8 protein-coding genes are annotated in these 13,455 nt (G+C 74.0%); 4 read left to right on the forward strand and 4 right to left on the reverse strand.

From position 1 onward, the window contains the following. Positions 1 to 54: 54 nt before the first annotated feature. The 3 genes from WMF36_RS09130 to smc all read right to left on the reverse strand — a co-directional run bounded on the left by WMF36_RS09130 (position 55) and on the right by smc (position 6,063). Complete coding sequence (locus tag WMF36_RS09130; protein ID WP_437579226.1) at positions 55 to 1,704, reverse strand: ATP-binding protein; 1,650 nt, start codon at positions 1,702 to 1,704, stop codon at positions 55 to 57. Between the two features lie 184 nt (positions 1,705 to 1,888). Beyond that, on the reverse strand, positions 1,889 to 2,461 hold the full coding sequence (locus tag WMF36_RS09135; RefSeq protein ID WP_437579227.1) for a hypothetical protein: 573 nt from the start codon (positions 2,459 to 2,461) through the stop codon (positions 1,889 to 1,891). Next, the gene (gene smc / locus WMF36_RS09140) at positions 2,458 to 6,063 is read right to left on the reverse strand and encodes a chromosome segregation protein SMC (protein WP_437579228.1); all 3,606 of its coding nucleotides are present in this window, start codon (positions 6,061 to 6,063) and stop codon (positions 2,458 to 2,460) included. The genes WMF36_RS09135 and smc overlap by 4 nt, the downstream gene beginning before the upstream one ends. A gap of 300 nt (positions 6,064 to 6,363) precedes the next feature. On the opposite strand from smc, the gene WMF36_RS09145 reads away from it, so the two are divergent. The 3 genes from WMF36_RS09145 to WMF36_RS09155 all read left to right on the forward strand — a co-directional run bounded on the left by WMF36_RS09145 (position 6,364) and on the right by WMF36_RS09155 (position 9,005). Then, complete coding sequence (locus tag WMF36_RS09145; protein ID WP_437579229.1) at positions 6,364 to 6,756, forward strand: FmdB family zinc ribbon protein; 393 nt, start codon at positions 6,364 to 6,366, stop codon at positions 6,754 to 6,756. A gap of 117 nt (positions 6,757 to 6,873) precedes the next feature. Beyond that, a complete protein-coding gene (locus WMF36_RS09150) occupies positions 6,874 to 7,968 on the forward strand; it encodes a bifunctional chorismate mutase/prephenate dehydratase (RefSeq protein ID WP_437579230.1) in 1,095 nt (364 codons plus the stop codon). Next, positions 7,968 to 9,005, forward strand: a complete 1,038-nt coding sequence (locus WMF36_RS09155; RefSeq protein WP_437579231.1) for a hypothetical protein — start codon at positions 7,968 to 7,970, stop codon at positions 9,003 to 9,005. Before WMF36_RS09150 ends, WMF36_RS09155 begins: the two co-directional genes overlap by 1 nt. 12 nt (positions 9,006 to 9,017) lie before the next feature. Here WMF36_RS09155 and hrpB read toward each other — a convergent pair whose 3' ends face one another. Beyond that, positions 9,018 to 11,732 carry an ATP-dependent helicase HrpB gene (gene hrpB / locus WMF36_RS09160; RefSeq protein ID WP_437579232.1) on the reverse strand — a complete coding sequence of 905 codons (2,715 nt, stop codon included), beginning with the start codon at positions 11,730 to 11,732 and terminating at the stop codon, positions 9,018 to 9,020. An 89-nt stretch (positions 11,733 to 11,821) separates the two neighbouring features. Between hrpB and WMF36_RS09165 the strand changes: the two genes are divergently transcribed. Beyond that, positions 11,822 to 13,420: an amidase gene (locus WMF36_RS09165; protein WP_437579233.1), complete on the forward strand. Its 1,599-nt coding sequence runs from the start codon at positions 11,822 to 11,824 to the stop codon at positions 13,418 to 13,420. Positions 13,421 to 13,455: the final 35 nt, after the last annotated feature.

The following is a 13,455-nucleotide window of genomic DNA, read 5'->3' on the forward strand; positions in this document are numbered from 1 at the left end:
TCCCCGGAGGGCGCAGGACGAGCGGTCGGCGGCGCGTGAGGAGCCCAGCGCGCGTCAGGGTGCGGAGACGACCTCGTCGACCAGCGAGAGCAGCGTCGCCGCGTCGAACGGCTTCAGGAGCAGCCGGGCGTTGACCTGCTGCAGGAACGCCTTGCTGCGCTCCGTGAAGGCGCCGCCGGTCAGGAACACGACCCGGCGCTGCTGCTCGGGTGCGTGCTCGGCGAGCGATGCGTAGAAATCCATCCCCGTCATATCGGGCATCATGAGGTCGCACAGGATGGCGTCGTAGCGCTCCCCGGCGCGGATCCGGGTGAGCGCGTCGCGCGCGCTCGCGGTGGCGGTCGTCTCGTGCCGCGGCTCGAGCGTCCCCGCGATGGCGCGCGTGAGCATCGGCTCATCGTCGATGATGAGGACCCGCTGTCGCGGCGCCGCCTCCGGCGCGGCCGCGGCGGGCCTGCCGTTCTCGCGCCGCCCGCTCGACGCGCCGGAGCCGGCGGCCGCCGGGGCGCGCGCCTCGCTGCCCGTGGCGGCGGGGAGGATGACGCGGAACGTGCTCCCCTCGCCATGGCGGCTCTCCACCTCGATCCGACCCCCCAGCGCCGCGACGATGGCGTGGCAGATCGCGAGCCCGAGGCCGAGCCCTTCGCCCGCTTCCTTGCTCGTGTAGAACGGCTCGAAGATCCGCCCGAGCGATCCGGGCGCGATCCCGGCGCCGGTGTCGCGCACCTCGACGACGACCCACCCCGCGGCATCGCAGCGCGTGGAGAGCTCGATCACGTTCTGCTCGGCGAGCCCTTCGGGGATGGCCTGCGCAGCGTTCACGATGAGGTTCAGGAAGACCTGCGCGAGCCGCGGCTCGTTCGCCTCGACGGGCGGCACGTCCTGGAAGCTCCGGACGACGCGGGCGCGGTGCCGGATCTCATTCATCGCCATGTGAACGCAGGAGTCGAGCACCCGCCGGGGGTCGACCGGCCCGCGGCGGTCCTCTTCGGCGCGCGAGAAGCTGTGGAGATCGCGCACGATGAGCCGCACCCGCTCTGCGCCCTCGCGGGCGTCCTCCAGGAGGCTCAGCACCTCGGAGAGCTCGCTCGATGTCCCGCGGCCGTCGGCGTGAGGGCGGGCCCACGGTCTGCTGCGCGGAGCGCTGCTCCGCCGCTCCATCGAGCCGATGCGCCGGAGGGTCGCGTCGACGTTCGCGATGACGAACGCGAGGGGGTTGTTGATCTCGTGGGCGACCCCGGCGGCGAGCGTGCCGACGCTCGCCATGCGGCCGGCGAGGACGAGGCGGGCCTGCGTCTGCGCGAGCGCGTGGCGCGCGGCGGCATCGCGCGCGGCGCGCTCGCGGGCGACGGCGAGCCGCGCCCGAGCGCCCTCGCCCTCGTTGCTCACGAGCAGGAAATCGCTCGCGCTCGCCGCGAGGATCCCATCGAGGTCCGCGTCGCGCTCGGTCATCGCGAGGAGGAACACCGCCTCGCCGCCGGGCTGCGCCCGCACGCGGCCGCAGAACGCCGCGGCGCCGGCCGGGTCGCTCCAGTCGACGGCGAGCACCGGCGGCGGCTCGCCCAGGCACCGCTCCAGCGCGCGCTCGGGATCGAAGACGACGGCGACGTCCGGCACATGGCGTCGGATCAGCGCTTCGAATCGCTCGCTCGCCGCGGCGCGCCCGCGGAGAAGCAGGAAGGCGACCGACTCCGCGCAGCCCATCGACGTCCTCTCCGTGTCCTTCGTGGACCCTTTACCGCATCTCCATCCCGGCGTGCAGGCATGGTGATCCCTCCCCCGGCGCCTGCCGCGCACCTTGCCGCGTCGCTGGCCGCTTTCGCGCCGTTCGCCCGGCGATCGGCTGGCCCGTCGCGGCTCCTGCGGTCGGCTCGCCGGTCGCGCGGCGCTAGCGAGGGCTCGCCGTCGCGTCGTCGTCCGGATCGCCGTCGTCGGCGACCCTCGACGCGTCGTCCGTGAGCGGCGGGTACAGGCTCTCGACGAGCTCCCCGGAGAGCCGCTCCGCGAGGCGCGCGTCCATCCGCGCCATCGCCTCGCGGAGCCGATCGATCTCCGCCGAGAGCTCCGCCCTGAGCGGCCGGCGCTGCGTCTCCTCGATCGCGGCGAGCTCCGCCAGCGCTTCCTCGAGGCGGGCGCGCGCCGCCTCGTCCGCGCCGCCCGCGCCGGATCCCCGGACCAGGTGCTCCGCTACGCGCACGCGCCCGCGGTAGCACACCCGCGTCCGCTCGAGGAAATCCCGGTACGGCTTCACGGCCCCGCTGAGGGCCTGCACCGCCGCCGCGAGCGCGCGCGCCTCGCCCCGCAGCGCCTCGCGATCGGCGTCGTCGAGCGCCGGGTTGTGCTCGACGTGGGCCTCGAGCGTGGCCAGCACCTCGCGGGCCCAGCGGAGGTGCCGGAGCCCCGAGGCGCCGCGCGACAGGCGCCGCCCGGCCGCCCCGCCCGAGCCAGGCCCCGCGCTCACGCCACCGCCGCCGCCGGCGCCGCCTCGCGCTCCGGGCGCTTCGCCGTCTCGTTGATCCGCACGCTGACGAGCTTCGACACGCCGGGCTCCTGCATCGTCACGCCGTAGAGCACGTCGACCGACTGCATCGTGCGCTTGATGTGCGTGATGAGGATGAACTGCGAGTGGCTCGTCATGCTCCGGATCGCCTCGTTGTAGCGGGTCACGTTCGCCTCATCGAGCGGCGCGTCGACCTCGTCGAGGATGCAGAAGGGCGACGGCTTGAACTGGAAGATCGCGAAGATGAGCGACACGGCGGTGAGCGCCTTCTCGCCGCCGCTCATGAGCTCGATGTTCCCGAGCTTCTTCCCCGGCGGCTGCGCCAGGATCTCGATCCCCGTCTCCAGCATGTCGTCGGGGTTCGTCAGCCTGAGCTCCGCCTGTCCGCCGCGGAACATCTTGGGGAAGAGCGCCTTGAAGCGCGCGTTGATGCCGTCGTACGTCGTCTTGAAGAGCCGCTTCGACTCGCGGTTCATCTGGGCGATCGCCTTCTCGAGGTCGTCGATCGCCTTCTCGAGGTCGGCCTTCTGGGTCGAGTAGTACGTGTACCGCTCCTCGGCCTCGGCGTGCTCGCGCACGGCGTCCAGGTTGACGGGGCCCATGCGGTCGAGCAGCTCCGTCAGCTCCTGGATGCGCGAGCGGTGCGAGGCGTCGACCGGCGGCCGCTTGTGGTAGTCGCCGACGACGCGGGCGAGCTCCAGCCCGCGGAAGCGCTCGCGCACCCCCTCGATGAGGTGGGTGTGCTCGACGCGCAGCCGCTCCAGCGCGAGCTCGTGCTTGCGGAGCTGCTCCGACACCGCGGCGAGCTCCTGGCGCAGCCCGCGCAGGTCGGCCTCGCGCCCCGCGTGCGCCTGCCGCGCCTCGTCCAGCGCGCGCCGCGCCTCGGTCAGCGTGGCCTGCGCCGCGTGCGCGTCGGCGACGGCGCAGACCAGGGCCTCGCGCGCCATGACGATCGTCGCCGCGGCCTTCCCGGCGGAGACCGCGCTCTCCGTCCGCTCCTGGTCGAGCCGGGCGATCCGGCCTCGGAGCTCGGTGCACGACCGCGTGAGCCGCTCGACCGTGCCCCGCGCCGCCGCGGCGCGCTCGCGCACGCGCGCGAGCTTCACCTTCCGCTCGGTCACGACCGACTGCTGCCCGAGCACGCGCTCGCGCCACTCGGCCGCCACCTGCTCGGCGTGATCGAGGCCGGCCGCCGCCGCCTCGCGCGTCGCGCGCCCGGCCGCGAGCTTGTCGCGCGCCGCCTGCTGCTCGCTCCCGCCGGCGTCGAGGTTGTCCGCGAGGTCCTCGAGCTCGGATCGCACCACGCCCTCGCGCTTCTGCGCCGCGGCGAGCTGCTCCTCCGCGCGGCGGAGGTCCTTCTCGGCCGTCACGAGCGCGAGCTCTCCTTCGTGCGCCTCGCTCCGCGCCCGCTCCAGCGCCGTCCCCACCTCGGTGATCCGCAGGCGGAGCTTCTGCTGCGCGTCGAGCAGCGCCGTCACCTCGTCCGACTTGGTCGCGACGAACTCGTGCAGCGCGCGCATCTCCCGCTTCTGCTCGATCATCCCGGCCGCGACCGCGTCGCCCGAGCCGCCGCTCACCACGCCGTCCTCGCGGAGGACCGTGCCGTCGAGCGTCACGAGCGTGCACCCCGCGCCCTCGGCCGCGAGCCGCGCCGCCACCTCGGCGGACGCGACGACCACCGCGTCCCCCACGAGCGCGCGCGCCAGCGCCTCGTCCTCGGGCGCGAAGACGAGCCGGTCCACGAGCGGCCCGAGCACCCCCTCGCCGCGGGGCGGCCGCCGCGCGGCGCCGGCCACGAACGAAGGCCGCGTCGCGATCACGCTGGCCCGCCCGCGGTTGTTCTTCGACAGATCGGCGAGCAGCGCGATCCCGCGCTCGACGTCGCTCACGACCGCGCACTGCAGCCGATCGCCGAGCAGCCCCGCGAAGGCCGCGGTCAGCTCGGCCGGCGCCTCGATCCGGTCGGCCACGAGCCCGAGCAGCGCCGGATCCTTGGTCTTGAGGAGGTTCTTCACCCCGGCGCCGACGCCCTCCAGCCGCGCGTGCAGCTCCTCGAGCGCGCGGAGCCGGTTGCGCCGCTGCCCGAGCTCGTTCTTCGCGTGCTCCACAGTGCGGTCGCTCGCGACCGCCTGCTCCCGCAGCGTCTTCATCTCCACGTCGAGGCGCGACCGCTCCTCCGCGGAGATCCGCTTCCCGTCGGCGAGCTCGGCCACGTTCCGCGTCAGCGACGAGCGCCGCCGCTCGAGCTCCTCCGACTCGTACATCAGCCGGCCGATCTCGTCCTCGAGCTTCGCGCGCCGCTGGCTCATCTCCGTCATGCGCCGGTCGAACCCGGTGAGCGACGCCTCGGCGGCCGCGACCGCCGCGGTGGCCTCGGCGGCCCGCCGGCGCAGCGCGGCGACCTCGTGCTCGGCGGTGCGCTCGCCGTGCCGCAGCTCCTCGAGCCGCTCGTGCTGCTCGAGCGCGAGCTCGCTCTCGCGCGCCTCCTCTTCGTCGACGCCGGCGAGCTGCGCCTCGAGCTGCTCCTTCTCGGCCGTGAGCTCCGCGACCGTCTTCTCGAGCTCTCCCTGCTCCTTGGCCGCGGTGACGAGCCGCTCTTCCAGGTGCCGCATCCGGTCGCGCGCCCGCGCGATCTCGGCCTCGTGGGTGCGCACCTGGTTGTCGGCCGCGAACGCCTCGTTCTGCGCCCGCTCGGCCCGCTCCTCGCACGAGAGGGCCTCGAGCCGGGTGACCTCGATCTCGGCCTCGCGCGCGGCGAGCGCGGCCCGGGCCGCCTGCCCGCGCTCGGCGTGCTCGGCCCTGCCGATCGACTCGTGCTGCGTGAGCACCGTGATCTCGAGGAGCTTGTGCGACGCCTCGTGGAGCACGAGGTCCTCCAGCTCCTTGCGGTAGTTCACGTACCGCTCGGCCTTCGCGGCCTGACGCTTCAGGGACGCGAGGTTCCGCTGGATCTCGGAGACGATGTCCCCCACGCGGAGCAGGTTCTGCCGCGTCTGGTCCATCTTCTGCTCGGCCTGCTTCTTCCTGGCCTTATACTTCGTGATGCCGGCGGCCTCCTCGATGAGCATCCGCCGGTCCTCCGGGCGTGCCGAGACGATGAGCCCGATCTTGCCCTGCTCGATGATGGAGTAGGCCTTCGTCCCGACGCCGGTGCCGAGGAAGAGGTCCGTCACGTCCTTGAGCCGGACCTGGGTCTTGTTGATGAGGTACTCGCTCGTCCCGTCGCGGAAGAGCCGGCGCGTCACCGCGATTTCGGCGTAGTCCCGGTACTCCAGCGGGAGCTGCGACGCCCCCGTCGGCTCGCTGTTGTCGAAGGTGAGCGTCACCTCGGCCATCCCGTGCTGCGCGCGGGTCTCGGAGCCGTTGAAGATGACGTCCGACATCGACTTGCCGCGCAGGTGCTTCGCGCTCTGCTCGCCGATGGCCCACCGGATCGCGTCGACGATGTTGGACTTGCCACAGCCGTTCGGACCGACGATGCCCACCACGTCCGTGTCGAAATGGACCACCGTCCGGTCGACGAACGATTTGAACCCGCTGATCTCGAGCTTCCGAATGCGCATGACGTCCCCGGGACCGGCCAGGCGAGCTTAACGTATCGTCACAGCACGCCACGTACCGTCACATCTGGCTTTCCCCGGGGTCTACGTGGGCTGGCGCCGCGCGGCAAGACCGGATCCCGCCTCCTCACGCGCACATGAAGGACCAGGTCTTGCCCAGCTCAGGGCGTGGCGGCGGCGGCGCGGCGGCGCGTGTGCGGTTCGATGACTGTGTCGGAAACGCAACGGCCGCTCTTGGCAGCCGCCTTGACAGGTGGCTAACATGGCCATATCCCTCGCGTTGTTCTGAGGAGTAGAAACGCCATGCCCACTTACGAGTACGCCTGCACATCTTGCGCGCATGAATGGGAGGCCGAGCAGTCCATCAAGGAGGCGGCGCTCTCCGATTGCCCGTCGTGCCACAACGCGACGGCCCGGCGGCAGATCTCGCGCGGCACGGGCTTCATTCTCAAGGGCAGCGGCTGGTACTCCGACCTCTATGCCTCGGGCTCGAACAAGCCGCCCGCGAAGTCGGAGAGCGACACGGGCAGCTCCTCAGGATCTGCGGGGACGGGCTCCGACGCCGGCTCGGGCAGCTCCTTGGCGACGAGCGACAGCACCAAGTCGGCGACGAGCGACAGCACCAAGAGCGACACCGGCGCCTCGTCCGGTTCCGGCTCCGGTTCCGGTTCCGGTTCCGCCTCCGCGGCGGCCTGACGCCACCCCGGCGATCCGCGACGAGGTGTGGCCAGCCGTGCGCGGCGTGGCGCCGTGGAGCTGCGCCCGGAGCGCTGCGTGTCCACGTGCGCCGGGGGCGGTGCTAGGGTGGCCAGGATGGATGAGAGAAAGCGACTTGAGGAGCTCCGCCGGCAGCTCACAGAGCTGGATCAAGAAATCCTACGAAGCGTCGAGCGCCGGGCGCGCATCGCGCACGAGCTTGCCAAGCTGAGGACGGGCACGGCCCGGTTCGCCCCCACGGCCGACGCCGCCCACATCCAGGCGCTCGAGCGCGCCGTGACGCCGCCGTTCCCGCAGCGCGCGGTGCGGCGGATCTTCGTCGCCATCGACGCGGCCTCGCGCGCCTTCGAGGTCGCGCCCCGGGTCGCGTACCTGGGCGCCGAGGGCGACTATGGCTGGACCGCGGCGCACGATCACTTCGGGGTCGGCGGCGAGTTCGTCCGCGCGGACAGCCCCATCGCCTCCATCGAGGAGGTCGCGCGCTCGCGCGCGGACTTCGCCGTGGTCCCCTACGAGTCGTTCAAGGAGGGGCCGATCTTCCCGACCATCCAGGCGATCGGCGGCGCCGACCTCAAGGTGGTCGGCGAGCGCCAGCTGGTGCAGGCGCTCGACCTCGTGAACCGGACTGGCAACCTCGCCGACGTCGAGCGGGTGTACGCCTCGCCGCAGGACCACGTGGCCTGCGTGAACTACCTCGAGCTCCAGCACCCGCGCGCGCTGGTGCTCGACGTCCGGTGCCCGCAGGCCGCCTGGGATCTCGCGGCCGAGGGCGATGGCAGCGCCGCCATCGTCCCCCGCGGCTTCTCCGGCGCGCAGGAGCTCCGGGTCGCCCGCGAGAACGTCGGCGACGAGGGGGAGCTCCGGATCCGCTACGCGGTGCTGTCGCGGCTCCCCGCCCCGCGCTCGGGCCACGACGCCACGGCGCTCCTCTTCAGCGTCCACGACCGCCCGGGCGCGCTCCACGACATCCTCCAGCACTTCAAGGAGCGGAGCTGCAACCTCCGCCGGGTCCACTCCCGCCCCGTCCCCGGCGAGGGCTGGGACTACGTCTTCTACGTCGAGGTCAGCGGCCACACGACCGATCGCGCGCTCGTCGCGGCGCTCGAGGGCGTGAAGCGCGAGACCAAGATGCTGAAGATCATCGGCTCCTTCCCGCTGGAGCGCCCCGACCCGCCGCACGAGCGACCTTGATGACGAACACGATGGTGCGGACGCTGCTGCATTCCCGGGGCGCCGCCGCTCTGCGCCGCGCCGCGGTCGCTCTCGCGATCGCCGCGTCCGCCGTCCCGGCGCTCGCCGGGTGCGGGGGCGCGGACGACAGCCTCGCGCTGGTCGGCGGAGAGAAGATCGACGCGACGGCGATCGATCGGGATCCCCTGGCCGTCCTGCCGAGCGGCGTGGTGATGCTCGGCTATCTCGACGCGGCGGCGATGTTCACCTCCGGCCTGGGGGGCGAGGTCAACCAGCTCATCACGAGCCTGCTCCCGCTGGGCCCGGAGTCGAACTTCGTCCCGGCGCGCGACATCGTGAAGATCTACGGCGGCCTCTATGCGATGCAGGGCGCGGACTTCTGCGCCGTCATGCAGGGGAACTTCGACGTCGACGCGATCCGCCGCTCCGCCGACGCCAGGACGGTCACCGTCATCGGCGCGCCGCTCGTGAAGACGCGTTACGCGGACAACGATCTCTTCACGGCCGGCAACGTCGGGTTCGTCGTGCTCACGCCGCACACGATCCTCACCGGCAACGAGACCGGGTTGCGGCGGGCCCTCGACCGGCTCCGCTTCAGCAAGCTGCAGCGCTCCGTGCCCTCGTGGATGGTCGAGCTGCTCGGCACGAAGAGCGCGTCGTTCGCCTTGGCCGGCGACCTCTCGAGCCAGCCTGCGGTCGCGTCGGCGGCAGGCCAGCTCCCGTTCCTCTCGGGCCTCCAGTACGTGCGCGTCATCGGCAACTTCCAGCCGCCCGGGGTCAACTTCGCTGGCGCCCTCACGTACACGGACCCGCAGAGCGCGGCGAACGGCGCCGTCGCGCTCCGCAACCTCGAGCAGATCGCCAGGATCGCGAGCCTGCTCTCGTCGTGGGGCTTCGGCTACGGCTCGGTCCCCCCGATGCAGGTCGCGCAGCGCGAGAGCGACGTCGGGTTCACGCTGCCCCTCGGCGAGGGGATCGTGCGCATGCTCCTGCGCACGGCCGCCGAGACAGCGAGGACCGCGGCGCTCGTGCGCTGATTCACGCCTGATTCACGCCTTGCGGAGCGGCGCGCGCGACGGCGGCGCGGCGTGCGCCGGGTCGTCCGGCCACGCGTGCTTCGGGTAGCGGCGGCGGAGCTCCTTGGCGATGGCCGGGTAATGGCGCGCCCAGAACCCCGAGAGGTCGGTCGTGACCTGCACGGGGCGCTGGTTCGGCGCGCAGAGGTGCAGCACCACGGGCACCCGTCCGCCGGCGACGCGCGGCCCCTCCGCCATGCCGAAGAAGTCCTGTAGCCGCGACGCGAGCGACGGCGGCGCGCCCGCCACGTACTCGAGGCGCGCCCGCCGGCCGCCGGGCAGGACGATCGACTCGGGGGCGAGCTCGGCGAGCGCCCGCGCCTTCGCGGGGCTCAGCGAGGCGTGCACGGCGCCCGCGAGGTCCGCGTCGCGGAGCTCTGCGAAGCTCCTGCGCCCTTCGCAGAGCGCCTCGAGCGCGGCGAGCACCGCCTCCTCGCCCACGTCGGGCAGCCCGGCGTCCGGGCAGTGCGCGCGCACGAACGCGACCCGCAGGAGCCAGCCCTCGAGCGCGTCGCCCTTCACGAACGCCCGCCACCCCTTCGCCTTCGCCTGCGCGGCGAGCTCCCGCGCCGCCGCCTCCGAGAGCGGGCCGCCCGCGCCCGCGGCCGGCCGCGCCTCGTCGAGCACGAGGCCGTCGTACGAGAGCCGGCGCACGACCTCGACGCGCTCCGCGGCCGCGTTCCACGTCGCCTCCGTCGTGTCCCGGATCGCGTCGGTGAAGAGGTCGAGCAGCCAGTCGGCCTCGATCGCGCTCGCCGACCGGACGACCGTGCGCGCCGAGCGCCCCTCGCTGCGCTCCTCAATGTCGACCGCGACGACGAGGTCGACCTCGTCGATCACGCTCGCCTCGGAGAGCGCGGCCGTCCCGCCGGCGGCGAGCACGACCTCGCGCCCGCTCCGCCCCGAAGCGTTGGCCGGGCGGCGGAGTCGCCCCACCCGGTCGGGGTAGCCGGAGAGGATCGCGATGCGCTGCGCGATCTCGCGCGCCTCCAGCGTCTCCGGCGGCGCCGCGCTCCGGTGGTCGGCGAGCCGCGAGAGCTGCTTGCGCGTCCGCTCGACCGCCAGCGTGCGCGCCGGGTCGACGCCCAGCCACCGCAGGCGGTCGGCGGCGAAGCGCGCGCGGTCCGCCTCCTCGAAGGTCTGGAGCGCGGCGAGCAGATCGGAGCTGTGCCGCGCGTCGCTCCTCCGCGCGCGGCCCTCGCGTGGGCCTGCGGGCGCGCCGACGTCGCGCTCCGCGACGAGCGCCGCGAGCGTGCACCCGTCGTCGGCGACGCCGCGCCGCTCGGCCTCGACGATCATCCGCGCCTGCCGCGGGTGCGCCGGGAAGCGCAGCATTCGCCGGCCGGTCGGGGTCATGCGCCGCCCCTCGTCGAGCGCGCCGAGTCGCACGAGCAGCGCCTCGGCCGCGGCGAGCCCGGCAGCAGGCGGCGCCTCCAGCCACCCGAACCCCTCGAGATCCGTGACGCCCGCGGCGCAGAGATCGAGCACCGTCTCCGCGAGATCGAGCCGGCGGATCTCGGGCGCCTCGTGCTCCGGCCGCGCGGCGAGGTCTCCGCGCGTGTAGAGCCGGAGGCAGCGGCCGGGCCGCGTCCGTCCGGCGCGCCCCGCTCGTTGCGCCGCGGAGGCGCGGGCGATGGGCGCGACGCGGAGCGTCGGCAGCCCCGACCAGGGCGCGTACGCGGCCACGCGCGCGAGGCCGCTGTCGACGACCGCCACGACGCCATCGATGGTCACGGAGGTCTCGGCCACGTTGGTCGAGAGGATGATCTTGCGCCGGTCCGCGGGGCGCACCGCGCGGTCCTGCTCCGCCGGCGACAGCGAGCCGTGCAGCGGCAGGAGCAGCAGATCCTCGCTCTTCGCGAGGGGCGCGCACGCCTCCATCGACCGGCGGATCTCCGCGGAGCCTGGCAGGAACACCAGCACGTCGCCGTCGAGCCCCTCCTCGATGAGCTGACGCACCGACGAGGCGACCAGGCTCTCGAGCGTCCTGTCGCCCCAGTGCGCCGGAGCGCGGCGGTCGCCTGCGGCGTGGGTCGACGTGCTCGCGCGGGCGGCCGGCAGGTGCTCGATCGCGACGTCGAACATCCGCCCCTCGGCGCGCAGGGTCGCGCAGCGCGGGGCCTCGGTCGCCGGCGCGCCGTGGGCGTCGCCGGCCCCGGCCGCCGGGGCCTCGGGCGCGCCGAGGAACGCCGCGATCGGCCCGGCGTCGAGCGTCGCGGACATCACGATGAGGCGGAGATCGGGCCGCGCGCCGCGCTGCAGCCGCCGGAGCAGCGCCAGCGCGACGTCGCCCGTGAGGTGCCGCTCGTGGAACTCGTCGAGCACCACGGCGCTGACGCCACGGAGCTCGCGATCGACCAGGAGCCGCCGCGTCAGCACGCCCTCGGTCACGAAGCGGATCCGCGTCGCCGGGCCGGCGGCCTCTTCGAAGCGCATCGTGTAGCCCACCGTCTCGCCCACGCGCTCGCCGAGCTCTTCGGCCACGCGCCGCGCCGAGAGGCGCGCGGCCAGCCGCCGCGGTTCGAGCACCAGGATCTCGCCGCGCTCCGCGAAGCCGGCGTCGAGCAGCGCGCGCGGCACGCGCGTCGTCTTGCCTGCGCCGGGCGGCGCCTCGAGCACCACGCTCGGGCGCGCGCGCAGGGTGGAGCAGAGATCGGGGAGGATCGGATCGATCGGCAGCGGTTGCATGGCTCTGGCGCTTCCCCCGCGAACGGCGCGGGGCCCCGGAGCCTAGCAACCCTTCGAGCGCGGGGACCTGTGATACTCGTCGATTCACCGTGAGCGCGACCGATCCGACCCGCCTCTCCGCGACCGTGCTCTCCTCGCTCCTGGCCGCGCGCGAGGTCAGCTCCGAGGAGGTCACGCGGGCGCACCTCTCGCGCATCGAGGCGCTCGATCCGCGGCTCCGCGCGTTCACTCAGGTGCTCCACGACGAGGCGCTCGCGGCCGCGCGCGGGCTCGACGGCGAGCGCCGTCGCGGGGAGAACCGCGGCCCGCTCCACGGGCTCCCGATCACCGTGAAGGAGTCGCTCGACATGGCCGGCATGGCCTCCACGCTCGGCGTCGCGTCCCGCAGGGGCCACCGGGCCGCCGGCGACGCGGGCGTCACCGCGCTGCTCCGCCGCGCGGGGGCCGTGATCCTCGGGCGCACGAACGTCTCGCAGCTGCTCCTGTACAACGAGACGCGCAACCCGCTCTTCGGCCAGACGGCGAACCCGTGGAGCCTCGATCACAGCCCGGGCGGCTCGTCCGGCGGCGAGGCCGCCGCCGTCGCAGCGGGGATGTCGCCGCTCGGCATCGGCACGGACATCGGCGGCAGCATCCGCGTCCCCGCGCATTGCTGCGGCATCGTCGGCATGAAGCCCACGCTCGACCGCTGGACCAACCTGGGGAGCAACTCGGCGCTGCTCGGGCAGGAGGCGATCCGCTCGCAGGTCGGGCCGATGGCGAGGAGCGCGCGCGACATCGCGCTCGTCATGTCCGAGCTCGACCCCGCGGTCATGGCCGAGCTGGACGTGCGCGTGCCGCCCTTCCCGTTCACCGAGCCGGCGAGCGTCGAGGTGGCGCGGCTGCGCGTCGGGTTCTACTGCGATGACGGGCTCGTCCCCTCCTCGTCCGCCGTCGCCCGCGCCGTCGTGAAGGCCGCGTCGGCCCTGCGCGCGCGGGGCGCCACGGTGGTGCCGTTCACGCCGCCCGGCATCCCCGACGCGGTCTACGGGTACTTCGCCGCGCTCTCGGCGGACGGCGGCGCGACGGCGCTGTCGCTCCTCCAGGGCGGCGAGCTGGGCGGCGACGCGGGCGACATCGACGTCTCGCTCCGCTCGCTCCGCACGATGGCGTCGCTCCCGCCGTTCGCGCGTCGCGCCGCCGCGCGCGTCGCCGGGCTCGCGGGCGAGCGGCGGCTCCAGCGTCTCCTCGAGGTCACGGGGCCGAAGTCCGTCGCCGAGCTCTGGCGCGCCACGCACGCGCTTCGCGAGGCGCGCGCCGCGATCGCGTCGGCGATGCGCGCCGAGTCGCTCGATCTGTTGCTCTGCCCGCCGTACGCCACGCCGGCGCTGCCGCACGCCGCGTCGCGCGACTTCGTCCTCGCGGGTAGCTCCGCGATGCTCTGGAACCTCACGCAGTTCCCGGCGGGCGTCGTCCCGGTGACCCGCGTGCGCGGAGGCGAGGCGCGCCGCGAGCGGCCGCGCGACCGGCTGGAGAAGCGGGCCGCCGAGGTCGATGCGAAGAGCGAGGGGCTGCCCGTCGGGGTGCAGGTGGTCGGCTTCCCCTTCAGCGACCACGTGGTGCTGGCGGCCATGATCAGCATCGAGGACGAGCTCGCCGGCGAGCCGGATCGGCCCGTCACGCCCGTCTCATCGCCTCTGCTCGCCTGATGACGCGGTGAGCCCCCGGGTGCCGGGTGACGTGA

The sequence above is a fragment of the Sorangium sp. So ce887 genome (assembly GCF_051521455.1).
Lineage (GTDB): Bacteria > Myxococcota_A > Polyangia > Polyangiales > Polyangiaceae > Sorangium.